The sequence below is a fragment of the Nonlabens sp. genome, from assembly GCF_051251825.1.
Taxonomy (GTDB): Bacteria; Bacteroidota; Bacteroidia; order Flavobacteriales; family Flavobacteriaceae; genus Nonlabens.
In genome coordinates this window covers 328,893-353,436 of record NZ_JBPOGG010000002.1, presented here as the reverse complement: position 1 = coordinate 353,436, position 24,544 = coordinate 328,893, and the positions used below count along the sequence as shown (strand labels likewise).

The window sequence follows — 24,544 nt, the reverse complement described above, 5'->3', positions numbered from 1 at the left end:
GATTAGTTATGAAATTCAAATTCACTATCCTTTTATTATTAACGGTATTTATAACCATTGCTCAAGACATGACAACTTACATTCATGCTGGTCATGTGCTGGATAGTAAAAAAGGGAAATGGCAAGATCAAATGACTATTACGGTAGTTAAAAATCGCATTTCCAAAGTCGAAAAAGGGTTTCTAGACGTGCCAGAAGATGGAACTTATATAGACTTAAAAGATAAATGGGTCATGCCTGGTTTTACAGACATGCACGTTCATATGGAGACGGAATATAATCCACATGCATATGTCACAAAATATGTAGATGACCCAGCAGATGTTGCTTATAGCTCTGTAAAATATGCCGAAATCACATTGATGTCTGGTTTTACAACCGTAAGAGATTTAGGTGGTAGTGGAATTAATATCTCCTTGCGAGACGCTATAAACAAAGGTAGAGTAGCAGGTCCTAGAATTTTTACTGCTGGAAAATCCATTGCCACAACTGGTGGTCATGCAGATCCTACTAACGGTAGCAATCAAAAATTAATGGGTGATCCAGGACCTCGTGAAGGAGTCGCAAACTCACCAGATGAAGGAAGAGAAGCCGTGCGTCATCGTTATAAAAATGGAGCAGATTGTATAAAGATTACGGCTACCGGTGGCGTGTTGAGTGTGGCAAAAAACGGTAGCAATCCGCAATTTACTATAGAAGAGATTAAAGCCATCACAGAAACTGCTGCAGACTATGGATTTCACGTCGCTGCACATGCGCATGGTGATGAAGGAATGCGTCGCGCTGTTTTAGGTGGTGTAAAAACTATCGAGCACGGAACTTACATGAGTGAAGAAACTATGGATTTAATGAAAAAAATGGATTGTTATCTCGTTCCTACAATAACTGCAGGAAAAGAAGTAGCAGAGAAAGCCGAAGTAAAAGGTTTCTATCCAGAAATTGTTATTCCTAAAGCCAGAGAAGTAGGTCCTCAAATTCAAGGAACGTTTGCAAGAGCTTACAAACGTGGAGTACCTATCGTTTTCGGTACAGACGCTGGAGTTTTTGCTCATGGTAAAAACACAAAGGAATTTGGTTACATGAATGAAGCCGGAATGCCAGTTATGGAAGCCATTCAAAGTGCAACCATTACACCAGCCATCATCTTAAAAGAAGAAAACAACATAGGTCAAATCCAACAAGGATTCTATGCAGACATCATTGCGGTCTCAGAAAATCCGGAAAAGAACGTTGCTATTCTGGAAGAAATGAGTTTTGTGATGAAGGATGGAGTGGTTTATAAGAGGTAGGTAATCAATCTAATAAGTAGATATTTTACAAGTCGTCGAAAAAGATCTTAAATATTCTATTAAAAGTTTGCTTAACGACTTTGGAATGATATATTTGGTTTTCTTTAACATATCTCCCTGAATATGCTTAAAACAGCCATTGTTCTATTTTTTACTAGTTTTTTATCGATTGCACAAGTTGGGATAGGTACGTCTAGTCCTAATCTTGACGCCATGCTAGATCTAGAATCTATAGACGCTGGGCTACTTATTAATACCATTAGTTTAGATAACACGACTTCATTTGCTCCGTTAACGGCGCATGTAGAAGGTATCATTATATTTAATAATGCTACTATTAATGATGTAACGCCAGGTTTTTACTACAATAATGGTTCTGCGTGGTTACGTATTTTGAACTATGCTACAGGAGATTGGTTAACAACTGGTAATGGTTCTACAAATAATTCAATCAATAATATAGGTACTACAAATAATAGAGCTCTAAGCTTTAGAACTAATAATGTGCTTAATCATGCTCTAGAGACTAATGGAACTTTATCTGTTTTTATTCCTGGTAATTCAACTTATATAGGTGAAGAGGCTGGATTAAATAGTGTAAATGTAGCCTTCCCAGCAAACGCAACTAACTTAAATACATTTGTAGGTAGGAATGCAGGAAAATCAAACACGATAGGTAGAAGAAGTACCGTGTTAGGAGCTTATGCACATAGAAGAAATCTAACAGGTGCAAATAATAATGCCATTGGTGCTCGAGCGCTGGAAAAATTAAGGAGCTCTGACCATAATGTGGCTATAGGATATCAATCCATGGAAAATACCGATGGCGACAGGAATGTATCCATCGGTAATTATTCTCTGAGAAATAATCTAACGGGAAGAAGAAATACCGCAGTTGGTATCTCTTCTTTATTAGCAAATGAAAGTGGTGAAGAAAATGTTGCGGTAGGATTTGATAGTATGAAATCGTTAGTAAATAGTGACATAAGTACTGCAGCTGGATCAAATGCTTATTTAACTGGAGATTATGAGAATTCAACGGCTATAGGATATAATACACAGGTAAATGCAGATAATGTAATTCATCTAGGGAATACTTCTGTAACACAAATAAGTGGTCAGGTGAATTATGCTGCCTTCTCTGACGGCCGAATAAAAAAGAATATCAAAGAAGATGTAGTAGGGACAGATTTTATCAAAAATTTGAGACCTGTCACTTACAATCTGGATATTCATAAACAGAATGAATTGATGAACGTCCCTAAAACACCAGATTATCCTTCTAAGTATGATATTGAAAATATTAAGTTTTCTGGTTTCATAGCACAAGAAATTGAAGCTGCAGCGATTGAATCAAATTATGACTTTAGCGGTTTGCTTCAACCAGAGAAAGATGAAGTACTATATAAAGTTACATATAGTCAGTTCATCATACCGTTAGTGCAAACACTGAAAGAACAGCAAAAACGATTATTGAAAGCAAAAGAAGAATTACAGCAATTGAAAAATGAATTATAGAAGAAACTCTGTTATGATTAAAAAAATATACTTTCTATTATTAGTAATTCCATTTTTATCCTTGGGTCAGGTAGGTATAGGAACTATTACTCCTAATGCAAATGCAATACTAGAAATATCAAGCTCTAATCAAGGACTTTTATTGCCAAGATTAAATTTGAGTGCAACTACAAGCCCATCACCTTTAACAGCACACGTGTCGGGTATGTTAGTGTATAATCTAGTAACCGCAGGAGATGTTACACCAGGATTCTATTACAATACTGGTGCCAATTGGGAAAGAGTTGCCACTAATCAAACAGGCACAGAATGGAACTTAACAGGAAATGCAGGAACTAATAGTGCTACTAATTTTTTGGGAACTACTGATAATCAAGCACTCACATTCAGAGTGAATAATGTTGAGAAATTAAGATTAGAAACAAATGGAACTATTTCCACACTTAATACAGGAAATTCTGTTTTTATAGGTAATAATGCTGGGGCAAATGATGACCTAAGCAATAATCAAAACGTTTTTATAGGTAAAGATGCTGGTGGTCAAAATACGACTGGTGAATCTAATACAGCGGTAGGACTTAGTGCTCTAGGTGCAAATGTTACTGGTTCTAGAAATGTAGCATTTGGGCTTAATTCATTGAGCGCAAATACAGATGGAAATGATAACATCGCAATCGGAGATTTAGCATTACAATATGGAACCTCTGTAAATGAAAATGTTGCCATAGGAAATCAATCATTTAGAGAAACAACCACTGGAACACATAATGTAGGTATAGGTTACTGGTCTGGAGAAAAAAACACAACAGGAAGTGATAATGTTGCTATAGGAAGACATGCGCTGAACGATAATACGACTGGTAGTTTCAACACAGCAATAGGAAAGGACGCTTATGAAACAGGTAGTTTTGATAACTCAACCGCTATAGGTCATGCCACCAGTATAAACGGTAATAACAGAGTTCATCTAGGTGATATTTTTATTACACAGATTAGAGGAGAGGTTAATTTTTCTACATATTCCGACGGTCGAATCAAGAAAAACATTCAAGAAGATGTCGTAGGTCTTGATTTTATTACAAAACTTAGACCTGTTACATACAACCTTGACACAAGATCTCAAGCTAAACTACTTGGTAAAAAAGAAACTCCAGATTACGAATCTAAATACGATATTGAAAAAATTAAAATGTCTGGATTTATCGCTCAAGAAGTTGAAGCGGCAGCAAGTGCATCTAACTATGATTTTAGCGGTGTGAAAACTCCTACTAAGGATGATAAACTCTATGCACTTTCCTATGCAGAATTTGTAGTCCCTTTAGTAAAAGCGGTACAAGAACAACAAGAAATGATTGAAGACATCGAGAAAGAAATAGCCTTACTTAAAAAGGAAAAAGCTAAGAAGTAAATTGAAATATTTCCTTAGTGGACTTTTCTTTAATTTCTGAGACCAAGAAAATAATGTCATTATTGTAAAAAAGTGAGTTTTGTGATGAAGGATGGAGTGGTTTATAAGAGGTGATTTAATACGCAGTACTACGTAATAATCGACACAAGTACGTATTTCATTTGTGGTTAAGTTTTATTAGTTTTATACTAATTAAACCAAATGAATTATGAAGGGAGTTTTAATAATTGTGTTCTTATTGCTTGCAAGTGTTTCATTAGAAGCACAGGTCGGAATAGGAACCGAAAATCCAAACGCACTATTAGATTTGCATTCATCTAGTCGTACTTCACCGACTAACGAAGATGGCTTACTAATTCCTCATATTGATGAATTTCCAGTTACAAATCCTACAGCAGATCAGGATGCATTATTAGTATTTGTTACAGGAGATGGTTCTGTAACCAGAGGTTTCTATTATTGGGATAATAGTGTAAGTACACCAGCATGGGCGCCATTATCAATGGGAACAACTTTAGCTAGTTTTGAAAACGGACTTACAACGACTTCTGGAGTTACAAGATTGGGTGGAATATTGACACAAGCCACAGAAATTGACTTCGGAGTCCATGACGCCACCTTTAATTTAAGTTCTTCAGGAAATTTTCATGTACAAGATAATGGTGTCAATCAATTAACAGTATCTGGCGCCGGTAGTTCAACTTTCGGTAGCGATGTTCTTTGGCGAGATGGTAATACCGTAGGTATCGTTATTGCAAGTTTAGTAGATGATGCAGATGATGGTCGTTTCCGAATTATGGAGAATGGTTTGACATCTGTTGATTTAGATGCAAATACAGGATTTGTATTCAATGAACAAGGTTTGTCACGTGATTTTAGAATCGAATCAGATAGTAGAAATAATATGATTCTTTTAGACGCTAGTGAGAATATTGTTAGATTCGGGACAGCTAATCCATTTTCAGACTCTCAAAATGGCACTGTAATAGGTGGTGTTACTGTTGACTATGTAGTTGATTTTGATAGAGGTGTTGGGGCCACAGGAACTGCTGTAGGAATTGGTTCTGTAGAATATTTACTGGATCTTTCTTCTGAGACAGCAATTAATAACTCTTTTTCACCAACCACTCATTTGAATCGTGACCTGGGGTTTTCTACCACTGCACGTGCTTGGGACGATGTTTTTGCTGATAATTTTATCAACGTATCCGACCTACGTGAAAAAAGAAATGTTGAGAATTTAACATATGGCTTGAATGAAGTAATGCAAATGAGACCTGTTTCTTATATTCTAAAACAGGATCCTTTTAATGAAAGAAAATTGGGTCTTATTGCTCAAGAGGCTTTACAACTAGTACCTGAGTCTGTAAAAACCCATGATTACAAATTATTAGATGAAAGCAACCCCAATGAGTATTCGAAGGTAGAAATGCAACGAATGGGCATGGCTTATAATTCTCTTATTCCTGTACTCATTAAAGCTACTCAGGAACAACAGGAGTTGATCGAAACTCAACAAAAAGAAATTAATGATCTCAAAGCATTAGTCCAACAAATGCTGGAGAAGCAGTAATTAAATTTTTGTCCATAAAATAAAAGCAGCTGCTCAATTAAGGACAACTGCTTTGATATTTTATATGAAGAAAGTAATTACAAAGCACTATGATTCTTAAAACCTTTTTCCTCTAAATACTTCACATAATCATGCGTATTCACAGTCGCTTTTAAATCGTGTAGTAAATTATAAAGGCCAAAGAACGTACGGTTAATATACAAGAAGTGCTTGCTACCACGATTACCGTTCATCTTTCGCAACTCCTTATCATTACTATACTTCTCACTCAGTGACGAGATTTCATCCCAAAATGCGCTATCAGAAAAATCAAATGTCTTTTCTTGGAAAGGCTTTGTAAACAAACTCAACATTTCGTGAAATAACGCACTGAAATAAACGATTTCTTTCTCGCTATCATCCTTACGTAAAATCTCTAGCTGGTATAATTTTGCTTTAAATATTTCCGGATTATTAATACTTGCTGGAACTGCCAGTTCAAAATATGGCTGGTAAAATTCATCCACGATTTCTTTAATACAACCGAAATCTATGGCAATCAATTCTTCATCTTTAGAAATTAAGAAATTCCCAGGATGTGGATCAGCATGAACGGCTTTTAAACCGTGCATTTGAAACATGTAAAAATCCCAAAGCGTTTGACCTAGTTTATTCCCAGTTTCAGGAGTAAAGTTAGTTTTTGCAAACTCGCTCAGGTGCTGTCCCGTCATCCAGTCCATCGTGATAATACGCTTGCTGGACAACTCAGGATAATATTGCGGAAACTTCATATTAGGGATATGAGAACAAGCCTCAGTGATTTCAATACTTTGTTTTACCTCAAGAGTATAATCAGTTTCTTCGGTTAATTTATCTTCAACCTCTGCAAAATATCTTTTTGAGTCTTCACCCTTTAAATTAAACATCTTAATAGCAATTGGTTTTACCATTGCAAGGTCGCTACCTATAGATTCTGCCACACCAGGATACTGGATTTTTACTGCTAGTTCTTTACCATCTTTGGTCGCTCGGTGGACCTGACCTATACTTGCTGCGTTTACAGAATCCTTTGAAAAAGTATCATAAATCTCTTCTGGAAAAGCACCGTTATATTTTTTAAATGTTTTGCGTACTAGCGGTGCAGATAGTGGTGGCACGCTAAATTGCGCAAGACTAAATTTTTCTACATAAGCACCAGGTAGCAAACTCTTATCCATAGAAAGCATTTGCGCAACTTTAAGCGCACTACCTTTTAAACTCTTCAATCCGTCATAAATGTCGGTCGCATTATCTTCATCGAGTGATGAACGATCCATGGACGGATTCACAGCTTTTTTAGAATAATATTTCAAGTAATTGGCACCTATTTTAGCACCAGTTTTCACTAGCTCGGTCGTACGGCCTATTTTACTGGTAGGTATTTTGTCTAGTGTTTTCATAGCTTCTGGATAATTCTGTGTTGCGGTTTTCGACAGCCTCAGACCTCGTTTTACAGGGCATTAAAGTTCTCAAAATGCGATAAATAGTTATTATCACGCTTTCGCGAAAGCGTAAATAAAATGAACTTGTTTTTTTACTCGTTTTTAAACTTAAACTTAGATTTACGTTTAACTACGCCATTCTCTCTTTCCAAAGAAACTTACCAAAGTCCAAAACAGCATCTAGTGGCGTGTTATCAAAAACATCAAAAATCGTGTTTACAGATTTCTCAATCGCCATGTCTGTCTTTTCAAAGCCGGCACTATCATCATCCATCCAAAACTTGAGTAAAAACAACATTTGAACCCAAGCACCTTCACTATATATAGTCTCGCTACGTTCTAGTAAAAGATTTGTTTTATTCTCGTTGCGTTCTTGAATCAGTTCTTTTGCAAATCCTTTTACATGTTTGCGCAAGCCTTTTAACTGCTCCATCTTACTCATCATGTGCTGATTCTCTTGTAGTGTGAACAGTACATAACTTCTATTCAAAGTCAATAGTTCAAAGAACGTATAGAAGAACGTGAGCATTTTTTCACGGTTAGAGAAATGTGCATATTCCTCATTTTTATGAGCCACATCCATAGTCATAGTGAAGAAAGTGTTCCAGATTTCTTTGCGCAATCCTTCAAAATTACCGAAGAAGTTATAGAAATCTGCCTCAGTCATGTTATTATCCTTAGCAAACTTGTAAATGCTTTTAGGAGTTTTTTCATGCTCAAGAGTATAGTCCATATAAGCGGTAATCACGTCGTGACGAGTGATTTCCTTCTTTTTAGTGGTCTTTTTTGCGGTAGTTTTCTTTGCAGTTGCCATAATCAATTACTTTAAAGTAAAGATACAACCTGTTTAACTTATCACCATATAAGTTTAAACAAAACTATGTTAAGATTTTGCAGTAGTAAAGAGTGTGATTATAAGAAATAAGCACAAAAAAATCCCTCTTGAAAGTTTCAAGAGGGATTTTCTAGATTGATAGTGTGTTGCTCTATGGTTTATTAGTAGCCACTGGATTTTTATTTACCCATGTGTTTACAGACACAATAGCATTATTACTATAATCTACTTCAGTTAAGTTTTCCTCATTCCAGAAAAACCATTTTCCAGCTTTCTCACCATTTTGATATTCGGCTTGAGCGCTTTTTTGTCCTTCTAGATTATAAGAAATCCACTCACCATGTCTTTCATTATCTGCGTTAAACGTTCCTACTTGAGCAATAGCACCAGTTGAATAGTAATAAGTTGCTTTTATAGTTCCGTCTTCTTGCTTGTCAAACTGTGGTTTTACATCCTGTGCCATTGCAAGTACTCCTACAAAAAGTGCACATATAAAAAGTATTTTCTTCATCGTTCCATCATTTTAATGTACTCAAATATAAATTTTTATAAACTTACACGCAACATTTACGTAACATTAAATTTACATTAAAGCTATAATAAAGTGATAATGAGTAATTTATGTATTAACTATTTATAGCTTTATTAAGGTTTTACATTAATATTAATTGATAATCTTTATAAGGTTGCTACTTGAGATGTGGAAAATCGGCTTATTTTTGCAGCTTTATTAGACTTATAGATATGTATAGATCACACGATTGTGGTAGCCTGAGTGCTAGCGATATAAATAAAGAAGTAACACTTGCCGGTTGGGTTCAAAAAAGCCGTGATCAAGGTTTTATGGTTTGGGTGGATTTGAGAGATCGCTATGGTGTGACTCAACTCATCTTTGATGAAGAACGCACTGATAAAGCGCTATTAGCAAGAGCTCAAAAACTAGGTCGTGAGTTTGTGATTCAAGTGAAAGGAACTGTGATTGAGCGTGAGTCTAAAAATGCTAAAATGTCCACAGGTGACGTTGAGATTCTAGTAAAAGAATTAAACATTTTAAGTGAGTCTAAAACGCCACCTTTTACCATCGAGGATAAAACTGATGGTGGAGAAGAGTTGCGCATGAAGTATCGCTATCTAGATATACGTCGTAATCCAGTACGTGAGAACTTGATCTTCCGTTCTAAGGTGGCGATGGAAGTACGTAATTTTCTCGCAGGTAAAGATTTCATAGAGGTGGAAACTCCTGTACTTATTAAATCTACGCCAGAAGGTGCTCGTGACTTTGTCGTGCCATCACGCATGAATGAAGGACAATTTTATGCCTTACCACAATCGCCGCAAACTTTTAAGCAATTGCTTATGGTAGGTGGAATGGATAAGTATTTCCAGATTGTGAAATGTTTCCGTGATGAGGATTTACGTGCAGATCGTCAACCTGAGTTTACACAAATAGACTGCGAGATGTCATTTGTAGAACAGGAAGATGTGTTGAACATTTTTGAGGAAATGACACGTCACTTATTGAAAAAAGTAAAGAACATCGACATCGCAGATTTTCCTCGCATGACTTATGCGCAGGCGATGAAGAAATATGGTAATGATAAACCAGATATCCGTTTTGGGATGGAGTTTGGTGAGTTAGACGCTTTCGCGAAAGCGAAGGACTTCAAAATCTTTAACGAGGCAGAACTAGTCGTAGGAATAGCAGTTCCTGGTGCTAATAGCTACACGAGAAAAGAGATCGATAAATTAATTGATTGGGTGCGACGTCCACAGGTAGGAGCGCTGGGAATGGTCTACGTGCGTTGCAATGAAGATGGTACTTTTAAATCAAGTGTAGATAAATTCTACGATCAAGAAGATCTAGCCAACTGGGCACAAGCGACCGGTGCACAACCTGGTGATTTAATATGTGTCCTTTCTGGTCCTGCAGATAAGACACGCGCACAACTGAGTGCATTGAGAATGGAAATGGCTGAGCGTTTAGGATTGCGTGATCCAGAAGTATTTGCTCCATTATGGGTTGTAGATTTCCCATTACTAGAATGGGATGAGGATACAGCGCGTTATCACGCCATGCACCATCCATTTACTTCTCCTAAACCAGAAGATATTGCTAAACTAGAAACTGACCCAGGAAATGTGCGTGCAAACGCTTATGACCTAGTCATGAATGGTAACGAGATAGGTGGTGGATCAGTAAGGATATTTGACAAGAAATTACAAGCTTTAATGTTTGATCATTTAGGATTCACTCCAGATGAGGCAAGAGCACAATTCGGTTTCTTGATGGATGCATTTGAATATGGAGCGCCGCCACATGCAGGATTAGCATTTGGTTTTGATAGATTAGTTTCCATTTTAGGTGGACAAGAAACAATTAGAGATTTTATAGCATTCCCTAAAAACAACAGTGGTCGCGACGTTATGATAGATGCGCCAAGTGCTATTGATCAAGAACAGTTGACGGAATTGAATTTGAAGGTTACTTTATAGTTTTGAGTTTTTGAGTTTTTGAGTTGGTGATTCCGGTCTTCGAGAGCACTTCGGTAAACTCAGTGACCACCTCAGACCTCGCAATTCATCGAGCATTGAGGCACTCGAAATGCGGTTGTAGTTTTTTGAATATCGAAACGATTAAGGAATACTGAATATTGAGATATTAGAAACCTCACCCTTTAGGCGCTGCACTGAGCTTGTCGAAGTGGTTGGGGAAAAGGTTTCGACTTAGCTCTCTAAATGCGGTTGTCGTTTTTGAAGATGGCGGACATCCCTCTAAAGAGCTACGCTCGGTATCTTCAATTAAATTATAATTTAATCTCGATAGTCTTCAAAGGGAGACTTTTTTATAAAATTAAATGTCATCCTGAGCTTGTCGAAGGAGATTAGTGAATACAAATACATATAATGAGAATAATTTCCGTTTTATTAATAGCAGTCATTATCACTTTAATTATAGGTTTTTATAACCTGTATAATGGTGGTGATTATGCGCTTGCTCAAAAAACGATAGGTTGTGCTGTAGTAACTTTGTTTTTTATTCTTATTCCTGCATTTTTAATCGTGCGCTATAAAGACAAGAAATTAAAATCCTTCATCTGGAATCCCGATGCGTTGAAGGATGATGAGGAAGAATAAGCTCTAGTTCAGACTTCTTTTTCTGGCAAAAAACTCATTTATAATAGCACTACATTCTTCTTCTAGAATTCCTGAAACGACTTTTGTTTTAGGGTGCAATTGCGTACCCATTTTTAAATAACCTCTATGCACATCACTTGCTCCATAAACGATGTTTGAGATTTGTGACCAATACAATGCACCAGCACACATTTGGCAAGGTTCCAGTGTGATATAAATAGTACAGTCTTTTAAATATTTTCCGCCTATAAAACTTGCTCCAGCGGTAATGGCTTGCATCTCTGCATGAGCTGTTACATCAGTAAGTGTTTCAGTAAGGTTGTGACCTTTAGCAATAATACGGTTTTGCGTAACAATCACAGCACCTACGGGAATCTCACCACGATCCATTGCTGTTCGTGCTTCTTGCAACGCTTTTTTCATAAAATACTCGTGGTCGTAGGGTTCTATCATTTTATAAAAGTAGAGAATTTGAACTCGAACTTGAACTTGAACTTGATTTTTTTGCATCTAATTGAGCAAGCTTCTTCTCTTTAGGGTCAGGGAAGGAAGCGATTCGATTAACAAATCTGTCCTTGTTTATGGCAAGAAACTTGATGTTAAGAAAGTCTTAAATCATCTATTATGGAAAAGTACTATTCATTGCGCATTCCAGAACCTTGCCACGAAGACTGGAATCTTATGACGCCTAGCGATAAAGGAAGACACTGTAGTTCTTGTGATAAAACGGTTATTGACTTTACGGTAATGAGCGACTATGAGATAAAGGACTTTTTATTGATGAATCAAGGGAAAAAACTTTGTGGTCATGTAAAAAAATCACAACTGGATTTAATTCATGTTAAAGTGCCTGTAGAAGTACTCAATACGCATAGGTTAGGATATAGATGCTTTTTACTCGCGTTATTAGTGGTGATGGGAACAAGTTTGATGAGCTGTAAAGATGATTATGGTAATAAAGTAAAGATTGATCAGGTTGAGGTTGTTGATTCTCTAGGACAATCGTTTGATGATATTCCCATGCTTGGAGGATTACATGCACCACCTATGGATCCTAATTCATGTAAATCGGCAATAGATTCCACTCATCAAGAACAAGAAGAAGACTTAATTCCTATAGTTGGAAAATTACCTGTTCCGCCGCCTCCACCACCTATAGTAGGAGAAATTATTGAGGTTCAAGGTGGAATGGGCTGGGATGTTCCAGAGATTCCAGAAGTTCCATTTACTATCGTTGAGAAAGTTCCTCAGTTCCCAGATACTCAAGTTGGTTTAACAGAAGAAGAGCTAAAAAAGAGTTTTCAAAATAAGATAAAAAACCATTTTGATGATAATTTTGACATTAACGTCTCTCCAAAACTTAAAGGAAAACAAAGGATAATCACCCAGTTTACCATTGATAAAACTGGAAAAATAGTTGACATTAAAGTAAAAGCTCCACAGGAACTATTAAAAAAAGAAACAATAAGAGTTTTAAGTTTATTGCCAGTTTTGAAACCAGGACAACAAAACGGAGAGGTGACTTCGGTTATTTATTATTTACCTATCATTTTTGAATCACCAGAATGATTCAAATTTCAAATTCGAGTTCAAATTCAAATTCATAAGAATTACCTTTGAGCCATGTCTCAAACACTACTTTCTCAAATCAACTCACCTGCCGACTTAAAAGGTCTAGGTGAAAATGAGTTAGCGCAAATCGCTCAAGAATTGCGCAATTTTATCATTGAGATTGTAGCTACTAAAGAAGGACATCTAGGTGCAAGTCTAGGAGTTATTGAGTTGACCATTGCATTACATTATGTATTCAACACACCAGACGATTTGCTGGTATGGGACGTAGGTCATCAAGCATATGGGCACAAAATCTTAACGGGTAGGCGAGACGTTTTCCATACCAATAGAGACTTGAATGGTATCTCAGGATTTCCTAAAAGAGATGAAAGTGAATATGATACCTTTGGTGTAGGTCATAGCTCGACTTCTATAAGTGCGGCTTTAGGAATGGCAATGGCGAGTCAGCTCAAAGGAATCGATAGAAAACACATCGCAGTGGTAGGTGATGCGAGTATTGCCAGCGGTATGGCGTTTGAAGCATTGAATCATGCTGGAGTAAGCGGTGCAGACTTATTGGTGATCCTCAACGATAATGCAATAGGAATAGATCCAGCCGTAGGAGCTTTAAAAGATTATCTCACTAGAACTAAATCGGGTAAAGAAACAGGACGCGATAATATATTTGAGTCTTGGAACTTTGATTATTCAGGTCCTATAGATGGTCACGATTTACATTTGTTGCTTCAAGAATTAAAAAGACAAAAAACTCTAAAAGGTCCGCGACTATTACATGTGAGAACCACAAAAGGGAAAGGTCTTAAACAAGCCGAAATAGATCAAGTGCGTTACCACGCGCCTGGTAAATTTGATAAAACTACAGGAGATTTAACACCATCAGACACAAGTTTGTTACCACCTAAATTTCAAGAGGTTTTTGGTCATACGATTGTGGAACTTGCACAACAAAACGAGAACATCATAGGAATCACACCAGCTATGCCTACCGGTAGTTCTATGAAAATAATGATGGATGCGTTACCTGAAAGGGCCTTTGACGTAGGGATTGCAGAGCAACATGCAGTAACTCTTGCGGCAGGAATGGCAACTCAAGGACTGATTCCGTTTTGTAATATTTACTCCACTTTTTTACAGCGTGCTTATGATCAAGTCATTCATGATGTAGCCTTGCAAAAACTTCCCGTCATATTTTGTCTCGATCGAGCAGGACTTGTAGGTCAAGATGGAGCGACACATCATGGCAATTTTGATCTCGCTTACTTGAATTGCATTCCAGACATGATTATTGCTGCACCTATGGATGCCATAGAATTACGTAACATGATGTTTACGGCGCAACTAGGTTTGGAAATGCCTATTGCGATTAGATATCCGCGTGGTCGTGGTCGTATTTTAAACTGGAAACAACCTTTTCAACAACTAGAAATAGGTAAAGCACGTGTAATTCACGACGGTTCTAAAATTGCAATTCTATCCATTGGATCCATTGGTGCGATGGTGGACGACTTAGTTAGCGATGAAAATCTCGACATTACTCATGTAGATATGCGTTTCTTGAAACCTTTTGATACTCAAATGCTTGATGCTATTTTTGAGCAACACCAGCACATCATTACTATTGAAGATGGGACTATAATCGGTGGTTTGGGTAGTGTGGTGATTGATTACGCTTGTAATGATTTTCGCTTTCGCGAAAGCGAAATAAATGAAAGTTTATGCCGCACTAGTTGCGGTACGAAAGCGTATAAAAACAACATCTACAAACTAGGAATCCCAGACTCTTTTATACAACATGGTCCCACCGCAGACCTGCATCAACTAGCAGGAATAGACCGTGAGACCGTATTGAAATTGATAAAAAGTTTATCTACTCAATAATCATTTTTAAACTCTGACTATAAGTTCCTGCTTGGATATTTACTATGTAAATACCGCTTGCTGGATTGTTTAAAGTGATGTTTTGTTCTTGACTTGATAAACTCATGGTGGAACTGAAAATTTCCTGACCACTCAAATTATAAATAGAAACCTGAGCATCATTCAACTCCATATCTGAAACGAGGTTTATAGTCCCATTATTCACAGTAGGATACAATTTGACTTCACCTTGAGCTACTTGTGATTCTTCAAATCCAAGTGTGTTGAACAGGCCAGTGAACATGCCACGACCGTGAGTGGTTGCTAGAATAGTGTTATCACTTGATCTCAAATCGAGATCTACTACTTTAACACTAGTCATTCCATTATTAGTTTGCGTCCATGTAGGGCTAGCACTGTTAAAGTTGCCAGTTACATAGATTCCTTCTTCAGTTCCTATGATTACTTCTTCTGTTAATAATGGATTTTTAAGAATCGCCTTAACTGGGATATCTGGAAGATTCCCTTCTTTGCTACTCCAAGTTGCTCCACCGTCAGTAGAATACCAAACGCTATCAACACCATAATTATGCATGGTTACGAGAATTTCCTGCTCTGTTGCACCAAATTCGATATCTGACACAGAACCTAAAAACTGTGATCCTGTTATCTCTGTCCATGTAGGAGTTGACGTGTTAGCATTATCAACTCTTATCAACCTTGAATTGACGGTTCCTAGGTATAATTTTGAGGAGCTAGTTGTATAAGGTGATACTTTCATCGCAGTAGGTCGTGAACCATTAATAAGCGTGTTTGAAATTGTATTACAGTTTGCGGCGTTTGGTCCTAATCCACAAACTAAAATTCCATTACTTCCATTAAAAGTAGAACCGTTTGCAAAAAACACATCTAGATTTTCATCGAGCTCTGCTACATTTATGAAGTCACCGCCATTTCCTTGTGCAATCAAATAAATTCTTCCAGTTGCAAAAAGGAAATTGATATCACTACCAGGTGGCACAGGATAATCTACATAAAGGTGTGTTTGACCTGTTACTGATAGAACAGCATAATTTCCATCTTTGTCTATGTTTGCATAGCCACCATCACCACCGATCGGGTCAAAAAATGTAGCAAGTCCATTTGCTGGTGCGTCATTAGTCATTTGAGAACCGTTATCTTGAGTTCCACCTGCAAAATCATCGCCGTCAGCGGTATCAGTATCTGCTATGTCACCGTAATAGAATTGAGTAACGTTATATCCATTGTTTCTAGTTACTATTGAATTAGAATTTGATACGGCAGCGTTAAGCGATGTAGCATAAGAAACTCCACCATCAGATCCTATAAGCGCTTGGTCTGGATTATTTGGTTTAAAAGTAAGAGCATGCACATCTGCATGAACAAATGGAACGTTTAGACCGTTTAGATTTGGGTTTTCTGACCATTTTGAAATTTGAGACCAATTAGTTCCACCGTTAAAAGATCGATGAAGATCGATTCCACCTGCATAAATAATTTGATCGTTTGAAGGATCTACTTCAATAACAAGGTCATAAAACGCTTGACCACGAGTGAAGTCAGTTGCTGGAATTCCGTTATCTGCGTCATTAGGTTCATTAATAGCTGTTATGGTTGTCATCTTATCATTTGAAACATACAAATCTGCACCAGATGCTGCCTCGACTGCGGCATAAACTAAATTAGCATTTGTGGTTGAGGTTGCTAGTTCTATACGATCGCTGGAAGCTATAAATTGAGAAAGTGCCCATGAGGTTCCGTCAGTACTGGAATAGATACGTCCACCACCTTGACCTATTCCAGGAGCAGATATGGTTCCCATAAGCAAGGTATTATCTGCTGTGATTTCAAGGTCATTAGGAGTTACATAAAATGTGAGTCCCGAAAAATTGTAAGCCATTGTAGGGTTTTCAATTCGATTCCAGGTCGCGCCATTATCTATGCTGCGATATAAACCTGCACTTTGCGCACCTAACACGTTAGATGGGTTGCTTATATTTCCATTAGGTGCTGCGTAAAAAATAGAACCTACTCCTACGTAAATCTCGCTCACTCCATTGACATCTCTTATAATCATGTCGTTCACATTAAAAATCCCAGATTTAAATAAGGAGCCACCACCACTTACAGTTCCAGGTCCAGCCGCTTGGATATTCACATTGTTCCAAGTTGTTCCTCCATCTGTAGATTGATAGACGCCATTTCCTATGGCAGCGCCTTGAGCATATTGTTCACCAGTTCCTATGTATATATTTAAAGGATTATTAGGGTCGATAGCATAAGAGTTCACACTTAAATCGCCAGCAATTCCAGGAACTATATTCCATGATGAAGATGCACTTGTAATATCATTATTTACCCATAATCCACCACCTACACCACCGGCAAATACACGATTGTAATCTACGCCATCACCATTATTTGCTCCTACATCATTAGGATCAAAAAACACAACTCTTGTTCTTCCTCCAGTATTTAATGGTCCACGTTCTGTCCATGGGGTAGTTGCGTTTCCTGGTGCTCCATTTGTAGTATATAATTGTGGAGCTGTTCCTTCTACTAGAAATGGCGTAGGTATTCCCAAGGCTGGATTCATGGTTAATTCCCATTCACGTTCGTTGTAAGCATTTGGCGGAATGCCTAGCTTTTTACGTTTTTCCTTTGAGAGATTTTTAGTTTCTTGATAAGGACTACTGGCTAGAAATTGCTCATGCAGCTCTCTTTTTATCTTAACATCATCACTTGTATTTGAATTTTCAGTGTTGTTAGAACAACTCGTTATAGTGAGAACTATGAATGAGATTGCTACTAGAGGAATGCAAACCAGATTTTTCATAATAAATTTTTAAAGTAATAAAGGTACAAAAACCCTATTGTTTGATAGAGCCGTTAATTACACTGAAGAGTTGCAATGCACGACTATCAGTTAATGAAGCCACATAGCCACAGGCGTTGAGCATGCGTTCATATAGAGAGTCTGTATCGCGTTGTAGACCTATACAAGCGTTTAAAATCAACTTATCATAAGCAGATTTATTTTCTTCTAGATCGTTAACGGTTGCCGTAATCACCGCATGTAAAATGTCGGTAAGGATTTTATATCCAGCGATTTCTTTTTGAATCACCTCGTCATTGCGATAAACTTTATCTACTGTAATGGCAAGAATATCATCTATTTGCGGTTTGAACTGAGACTTATCTGTTAAGGAATGTTTGAAAGTTCCATTGAGTATAGCATCTTCATTATTCATGAACACATCTACACAATCTGTGATAAGATTATTGATGGCAAGCGATCTTAAATAAGTCAATCGCTCTGAGGTTGTAGTGAGCTGTGAATACACCTCAGATTTTATGTTTTTGCGCACTAAATTGATGAGATATTCCAGTGCAAAATCCTCGGCAATCCAGCCTAAGTTAATTCCGTCTTCAAAATCAATTATCGTGTAACATATATCATCTGCAGCTTCAACGAGGTAAGTAAGTGGATGACGCATGTATGGTTCCATACTGGAGTCGGCGTTTTTAATTCCTAGTTCCTTTGCTACGTCTTTAAAATGATCTACATCGGCCTGAAAAACGCCAAATTTCTTCTGCGAGATATGATCTGTCGGTTTTAAAGGCAGTGATTCTTTAGGGTATTTTGTGAATGCACCTAGAGTTGCATAAGAAAGTCGCAATCCACCAGGAGTTCCTGGAGAATCTAGATTGAGAAGTCGGTAACCGTTTGCATTTCCTTCATAATCTATGAGATCTTGTTGCTGCTTTCGCGAAAGCGAATCCATAAAACCTTTTCCTCTACCACTTGTAAAATAGCTGCCTATTGCTTTTTCTCCACTGTGTCCAAATGGTGGATTACCAATATCGTGTGCTAGGGATGCTGCTGCGACAATCGCACCAAAATCCTGCATTTTATAACCAGAAGCTACTAATTCTGGATGTTTTTCAAGTATGCGCTGTCCTGCCATGCGACCTAAAGATCTTCCCACTACAGAGACTTCAAGGCTGTGTGTCAATCGAGTGTGTACAAATCCAGTTTGACTCAGTGGAATCACCTGAGTCTTATCCTGCAAACTGCGGAAATGCTGCGAAAAAATAATACGATCATAATCTACTTCAAAACCTAAACGTAGTTCATCTTGTAAATCTCGTGGTCTAGGTGCCACATCACCATGGCGTTTTAAAGAAAGTAAGTTTTCCCAATTCATAGCAGTCATTTATGGTTGCAAGATAAGAATGCTTTGTGATTAAATAGAAGAACCAGACTTTACGATTTCTTAACAAACAGATTGCAGACTCTTAATATTCACGTAACCATTTAGAGAACCTTTGCATTGTTTCTTTGCATTTTATAAACAACCTATAATGAACAAGATTTTAATTATTCTATTATTCTTTGTAACTGCTTTAACGTCAGCGCAAAACGGAACTATATCAGGTACGATTATAGATAAAGATTATAATGACGAACCAGTGGCGTTTGCCTCTATCCAAGTAAAAGGAACGACTAAAGGTGCGCAGTCTGATATGGATGGTAAGTTTACTATTTCTATTGCTCCAGGAACACATACTATTATTGTAACATTTGTGGGAATGCAAACGGTGGAGATTCCAGTTACCGTTACCGCTGGAAATACCACAACAATTGAAATTCCTATGGTGGCTGAGGCTGCTGCTCTTGAAGCAATTGTTTTAAGTGTTACCAAAACTCGTGAAAGTGCTGCAGCATTAATTGAGGAAAAGAAAAAAGCAGTTACCATCGTTCAATCGATAGGTGCAGAAGAACTTTCTCAAAAAGGAGTGAGTGATGCAGAAGGTGCCGTTACTAAAGTAAGTGGAGTTTCTAAACAGGCTGGTGTTAAAAATGTATTTGTACGTGGACTAGGTGATCGATATAATTCTACTTCTCTTAATGGTCTTCCATTACCGTCTGAAGATCCAGAGTATAAGAATATTGCTTTGGACTTTTTTGGTACTGATTTAATAGAGTCTGTAGACATTAATAAAGTATTTACTTCTGAGATAGGTGGTGATGTAGCTGGAGCAAATATCAATATAGATTTAAAAGGTCTTACCGGTAAAAAAGCACTAGGTGTAAGTGTTTCTACTGGAGCAAATATGCAAACACTAGGTGAAGATTTTAAGGGAATAGATGGTGAGAGTTTTTTAGGTTTCAGTGATGCAGAGTTGCCAGTAAATAATTTAAATGTTTATGGTTTTGATAATAAACTTGCAGCGACTAATCAAAACAACCTTATCAATCTAGGACTTTCTATAAACGGCGGTAAGAGATTTGATATAGGAGATAATTATTTAAACGTTTATGGGCTATTGACTTTTGACAATGGCTACAGATTTGTAGACGGTACGATACGTAATACTGGAAGTACAGGAAATATATTTCTTGATCAAGATTTTCAAAAGTATCAATATGAGACTTCTCAAATAGGACAATTTAATGTGGATTACCGTTTTGGTAAGAATAAAATTGAATGGATCTCTATGTATATCCATAAAAACACACAGAGTTTTGAGGATTATAATGGATTTAATAATCCTGAGCAAGACGGCGATTTAGTTTATGTAAATAGACAGCAAACTAATGATAACAACCTGTTTGTAAATCAATTATTAACTCATTATGAGTTCTCTGATCGCTTAGAACTGGATGTAAAAGGTTCTTTTAATGCATTGAGAGGTAGCGAGCCAGATCGTAGAAACTTTGAATATTTATTGAGAGATGGTTTTTATTCTCCTAACATAGATTCTGGTGGAAATAACCAGAGATATTTCAGTAAAATTCAGGAGAATGACTACAATGCAAATGTGAATCTTAAGTATGATTTAAATACTAACGAGGAAGATGATCGTTTGAATTATTTTACTGCAGGTGGAGATGTGAGATGGACGCATCACGTTTTTCAAGCGACTATTTTTAACCACACCTTTAATACTCGTATTGCAGTGGATATTGATAATCCAGATGAGGTATTTAATCAGCCTAATATTAATAATGGTAATTTCAGACTTGAAACCGGTCGTGGTAGTGCTATTAATCCACAAGCTTTTAATCCATTCTATTATATAGGAGATAAAGTAATTTTTGCAGGGCAAGGAAATTATGTAAAAGGATTTACAGATAAATTATTGATGAATGCAGGCTTGAGATATGAGAATGTATCTCAAGAAGTTGAGTATGATACTAACATAGCCAGTAGCGCCAATGAAGGTATAGCAGAAATTAATGAAAATCTATTCTTACCTAGTTTAGGATTTAAGTACACAGCAAACGATAAAAATATTTTTAGACTTGCCGGTAGTCAGTCTTATATCATGCCTCGATTTAAAGAAACAGCACCGTTTAGATATGATAATCCAGGTGGAACCGCTACTCAAGGAAATAGAAACTTGCAAATTTCTAAAGTTTCTAACTTTGATCTTGCCTATGAATATTATCCAGCCAAAGGAGAATTACTTTCTGTAACAGGATTTTATAAGATTATAGATAATCCTATCGCTCGTACTGAAATCCCTAGTGGTGGAAACACACTTACTTATCTTAATGTAGGTGATCAGGCAACGGTTCTAGGAGTAGAATTTGAACTACGCAAAAACTTATTTGAAAAAGAATTACCAGAAGCAGGATATGATGTGAACCGCAGTAATAAACTAGCTATGGGACTTAATGCTTCATACATTCATAGTGAACAAGATCAAGTGAATCCGTTAGCGCAGTTTACAAATGCGACAAGTCAATTACAAGGTGCTGCACCATTTTTAGTAAACTTTGATTTGAACTATAATACTTATATCAATAAGAGTAGTATAAATACAGCTTTAGTATTTAGTTACTTCTCAGAACGAGTTTACTCAGTAGGAACTAGAGGATTTGAAAACATAAATGAAATAGGAGTGCCTACACTTGACTTTGTGGGCTCTATAGGACTTACTGAAAATAGTAAACTATCACTTAAAGCTAGAAACTTATTAAACCCAGAGTACCGCCTAGAACGTGAAGGAAATGGAGGATTAGGTAACGTTGTGTTAAGCGAGTATAAACGTGGAGTTGACATTAGCTTAGGATACAGCTACAAGTTTTAATGCTTTGGTAAAGTTCGCTTAACATCAAATAATTCTTTTGGCTGTTAATTTGTCACAACCAAAACAGAAACTCAATAAATTAAAAAATCATGAAAAAATTATCTCTTTTATTTTTAGCTGTTGCAGCAATGGTATTCACATCTTGTGAAACTGATGATGTACAAATCGTAGGTGGTGGAGTTCAAGATAACTTTATGTTATCTGGTAACCTTGCAGAAAACACGACACTTACAGCTGGGAATCCTTATGTACTTAATGGACCATTATTTGTAAAAAGTGGAACGACATTAACTATTGAAGCTGGAACGACTATTACTGCTCAAGCTGGTGGAACATCAGTTTACTTACTAGTTGAAACAGGCGGAAAATTAATTGCAAATGGTACTGCCGCTGCACCTATTAAATTTACAAGTTCACAACAATCTCCAGCTGCATGGGGCGGAATTATCTTAAATGGTAAAGCGCTTATCTCTGGGCAAGCAGCAACAGGAAATGAAGCAGGAACTGAGGTGAATGCAAGTTTACTTTTTGGTGGAACTGATGATGCTGACAGCTCAGGTTCTATGCAATATGTAATCATAGAATATACAGGTGCACGTATCGATGGTGAGGCTGAGCATAATGGACTTACCTTAAATGGTGTAGGTTCTGGAACAACTCTTTCAAACATTTGGATTGCAAATGGGGATGATGATGGAATCGAGTTCTTCGGTGGATCAGTAAACGCTAGTAACATATTTGTATTAAATGCAAAAGATGATATGTTTGATTTCACACAAGGATATAGAGGAACTTGTACTAACCTTTATGGAATAAGAGAAAACGGTTATAACGCTGTAACTTCTGACCCAAGAGGAATCGAGGCAGATGGTAACCTAGACGGAAACTCTCCTACTGACTTGAATCAATCTGATTTTACTATTAATGGGTTAACAATACGCCACGAGGCAAACACGGTTGACTTTTCAGACTTAATAAAAGTACGTCGCGGTGCAACGGCTACTATTACAAATGCTTTAGCAACTACCACAGGAACTGCAACAGCGTCTGATTTTATCGATTTAGAAGATTCAAAAGGAACTGCAACGGCTACAACATCTATTGATGCAACCGCTGGTGGAACTGCAGATGGTACTGATATAAAAAATGCTCCTGGTGCTACCGTTAATGTTACTGCTACTAATACTGGAGCAAATGAGGCAGCATTCTCTTGGACTGGATACGCTTTCTAGTACATAGAAAAGTTATAAATTTTTAAAGGCCACTCGATTGAGTGGCCTTTTTTTGTGAATTTAGTTTACGCTTTCGCGAAAGCGTACTCATAACAAGCTAAATATGCATAAAAAAGTAGGATTTTCTCAAAAATTGGACCAAATACTTCGTTTTATAAAAAATAACGCTTAAAATCATAAAATTAAATACCTGATAATCAAATGTTTAAAACAATATTTTAAAAGCTTAATGTTAAGGAAACATTGGAACCGTAAAATATAAAGTTCTTTGCAGCGTCAAAAATCAAAATAAAATGAAAAATCGGTTCATAGTTTGTCTTGCTATTATATGTTTATCACAAATATCACTTGCACAGGATGTAACTAAAAATTCATTTGGTAAAGGAATGATTAATGTCGTTGCCAAAGACAGTACCTGGAGTGTAAAGTTTGCACCACGTATTCAATTTAGGTCCATCTCTTCATGGGATCATGATGGAGATCAATATGGAACTGTTGAACATAATTTTTTAATACGTAGAGCGCGTTTAAAATTTGATGGTTTTGCTTATTCGCCAAAACTTAGATATAAAATCGAGTTAGGTCTTTCAAATCGAGATATATCAGGTGGTAGCGCATTTACAAGAAATACTCCACGGTATATCTTGGATGCCGTTATTATGTGGAATTTCCATGAGAACTTTGAACTTTGGGTAGGGCAAACTAAACTTCCTGGAAACTTAGAACGTGTCGTGTCTTCAGGTAATCTCCAATTAATAAATCGATCTCTATTAAATAGTAGATTTAATATAGACCGTGATGTAGGAGCTCAACTACGTCACCACACTTACATTACCGATAAGTTTATGACAAGAGAAAAGATTTCAATTTCTCAAGGTGAAGGTAGAAACGTTACTCAAGGTAATGAAGGTGGTTTACAATATACTGCACGTTTAGAAATGTTACCATTTGGAGAATTCAAGTCTAAAGGTGATTACACTCAAGCAGATTTAAAAAGAGAACCTACTCCTAAATTAATGGTAGGAGCTACATATGACTATAATCAAGACGCTGTAAAAACCAGAAGTAATTTAGGTAGCTATATGATATTGAGTGATGGTTCCTTATATGAAACAGACATCACCACACTTTTTGTAGATGCGATGTTTAAATATAAAGGTCTTTCTATAATGACTGAATATGCAAACCGTGATGCTTCTCAACCTATTGCTGTAGAATCAAACGGAATTGCCGCAGTTGATGAAGATGGAGATGCTATAATTGTACAAGTAGGAAACGCATTTAACATGCAAGCTGGTTATTTATTTAAAAGTAATTATGAAGTAGTAGGTCGTTATACTTCAACAAACTTTGATAGTGTAACAAGCAGAGCAAGTGAAAATCAATATACTTTGGGTGTTTCTAAGTATATTGTAGGTCATAAACTTAAAGTGCAGTCTGACTTGAGTTACACTAGTTTAGATGGAAATGACGATAACATCATGTTCAGACTAGGCTTTGATTTACATTTTTAAAAATAATTAAATTCATAACAATTTGG

The 24,544-nt window shown here is 36.8% G+C and carries 17 protein-coding genes; 11 read left to right on the top strand and 6 right to left on the bottom strand.

Features of this window, described 5'->3' with window-relative positions; all coding sequences use genetic code 11:
• Positions 1-8 precede the first annotated feature (8 nt).
• The 4 genes from ACSHWW_RS03925 (at position 9) to ACSHWW_RS03910 (ending at position 5,788) form a co-directional block, all read left to right on the top strand.
• A complete protein-coding gene (locus ACSHWW_RS03925; protein ID WP_435681111.1) occupies positions 9-1,289 on the top strand; it encodes an amidohydrolase family protein in 1,281 nt (426 codons plus the stop codon).
• A gap of 123 nt (positions 1,290-1,412) precedes the next feature.
• Entirely contained in the window at positions 1,413-2,807 is a 1,395-nt protein-coding gene (locus ACSHWW_RS03920; protein ID WP_435681110.1) for a tail fiber domain-containing protein, read from the top strand.
• 13 nt (positions 2,808-2,820) lie between these two features.
• Positions 2,821-4,215 (top strand): tail fiber domain-containing protein, encoded by a 1,395-nt coding sequence (locus ACSHWW_RS03915; RefSeq protein ID WP_435681109.1) that lies wholly within the window; start codon positions 2,821-2,823, stop codon positions 4,213-4,215.
• 307 nt (positions 4,216-4,522) lie between these two features.
• Positions 4,523-5,788 carry a tail fiber domain-containing protein gene (locus ACSHWW_RS03910; protein ID WP_435681108.1) on the top strand — a complete coding sequence of 422 codons (1,266 nt, stop codon included), beginning with the start codon at positions 4,523-4,525 and terminating at the stop codon, positions 5,786-5,788.
• A gap of 77 nt (positions 5,789-5,865) precedes the next feature.
• Here the strand turns inward: ACSHWW_RS03910 and ACSHWW_RS03905 are convergent, their stop codons facing one another.
• From ACSHWW_RS03905 to ACSHWW_RS03895, 3 genes are all read right to left on the bottom strand, one after another.
• Positions 5,866-7,206, bottom strand: a complete 1,341-nt coding sequence (locus tag ACSHWW_RS03905; RefSeq protein ID WP_435681107.1) for an ABC1 kinase family protein — start codon at positions 7,204-7,206, stop codon at positions 5,866-5,868.
• A gap of 172 nt (positions 7,207-7,378) precedes the next feature.
• A complete protein-coding gene (locus ACSHWW_RS03900) occupies positions 7,379-8,062 on the bottom strand; it encodes a TetR/AcrR family transcriptional regulator (RefSeq protein WP_435681106.1) in 684 nt (227 codons plus the stop codon).
• Between the two features lie 172 nt (positions 8,063-8,234).
• Positions 8,235-8,594, bottom strand: coding sequence for a toxin-antitoxin system YwqK family antitoxin (locus ACSHWW_RS03895; protein WP_435681105.1), 360 nt, complete (start codon positions 8,592-8,594; stop codon positions 8,235-8,237).
• A gap of 233 nt (positions 8,595-8,827) precedes the next feature.
• On the opposite strand from ACSHWW_RS03895, the gene aspS reads away from it, so the two are divergent.
• Positions 8,828-10,576 carry an aspartate--tRNA ligase gene (gene aspS / locus ACSHWW_RS03890; RefSeq protein WP_435681104.1) on the top strand — a complete coding sequence of 583 codons (1,749 nt, stop codon included), beginning with the start codon at positions 8,828-8,830 and terminating at the stop codon, positions 10,574-10,576.
• 411 nt (positions 10,577-10,987) lie between these two features.
• Positions 10,988-11,218 carry a hypothetical protein gene (locus ACSHWW_RS03885; protein WP_435681103.1) on the top strand — a complete coding sequence of 77 codons (231 nt, stop codon included), beginning with the start codon at positions 10,988-10,990 and terminating at the stop codon, positions 11,216-11,218.
• A 3-nt stretch (positions 11,219-11,221) separates the two neighbouring features.
• On the opposite strand, the gene ACSHWW_RS03880 is transcribed toward ACSHWW_RS03885, so the two are convergent.
• The gene (locus tag ACSHWW_RS03880) at positions 11,222-11,671 is read right to left on the bottom strand and encodes a nucleoside deaminase (protein ID WP_435681102.1); all 450 of its coding nucleotides are present in this window, start codon (positions 11,669-11,671) and stop codon (positions 11,222-11,224) included.
• A 171-nt stretch (positions 11,672-11,842) separates the two neighbouring features.
• Between ACSHWW_RS03880 and ACSHWW_RS03875 the strand changes: the two genes are divergently transcribed.
• The gene (locus ACSHWW_RS03875) at positions 11,843-12,787 is read left to right on the top strand and encodes an energy transducer TonB (protein ID WP_435681101.1); all 945 of its coding nucleotides are present in this window, start codon (positions 11,843-11,845) and stop codon (positions 12,785-12,787) included.
• Positions 12,788-12,841: 54 nt separating this feature from the next.
• Positions 12,842-14,671: a 1-deoxy-D-xylulose-5-phosphate synthase gene (locus ACSHWW_RS03870; RefSeq protein WP_435681100.1), complete on the top strand. Its 1,830-nt coding sequence runs from the start codon at positions 12,842-12,844 to the stop codon at positions 14,669-14,671.
• Here the strand turns inward: ACSHWW_RS03870 and ACSHWW_RS03865 are convergent.
• Positions 14,661-17,507, bottom strand: coding sequence for a T9SS type A sorting domain-containing protein (locus ACSHWW_RS03865; protein WP_435681099.1), 2,847 nt, complete (start codon positions 17,505-17,507; stop codon positions 14,661-14,663). The two genes, ACSHWW_RS03870 and ACSHWW_RS03865, sit on opposite strands and share 11 nt — an antisense overlap.
• Before the next feature lie 34 nt (positions 17,508-17,541).
• Positions 17,542-18,879 (bottom strand): dGTP triphosphohydrolase, encoded by a 1,338-nt coding sequence (gene dgt, locus ACSHWW_RS03860; RefSeq protein WP_435681098.1) that lies wholly within the window; start codon positions 18,877-18,879, stop codon positions 17,542-17,544.
• A gap of 157 nt (positions 18,880-19,036) precedes the next feature.
• On the opposite strand from dgt, the gene ACSHWW_RS03855 reads away from it, so the two are divergent.
• The 3 genes from ACSHWW_RS03855 to ACSHWW_RS03845 all read left to right on the top strand — a co-directional run bounded on the left by ACSHWW_RS03855 (position 19,037) and on the right by ACSHWW_RS03845 (position 24,518).
• Complete coding sequence (locus ACSHWW_RS03855; protein WP_435681097.1) at positions 19,037-21,772, top strand: TonB-dependent receptor domain-containing protein; 2,736 nt, start codon at positions 19,037-19,039, stop codon at positions 21,770-21,772.
• A gap of 89 nt (positions 21,773-21,861) precedes the next feature.
• Entirely contained in the window at positions 21,862-23,004 is a 1,143-nt protein-coding gene (locus ACSHWW_RS03850) for a hypothetical protein (RefSeq protein WP_435681096.1), read from the top strand.
• 293 nt (positions 23,005-23,297) lie between these two features.
• Entirely contained in the window at positions 23,298-24,518 is a 1,221-nt protein-coding gene (locus ACSHWW_RS03845; RefSeq protein WP_435681095.1) for a porin, read from the top strand.
• The last annotated feature ends 26 nt before the right edge of the window (positions 24,519-24,544 follow it).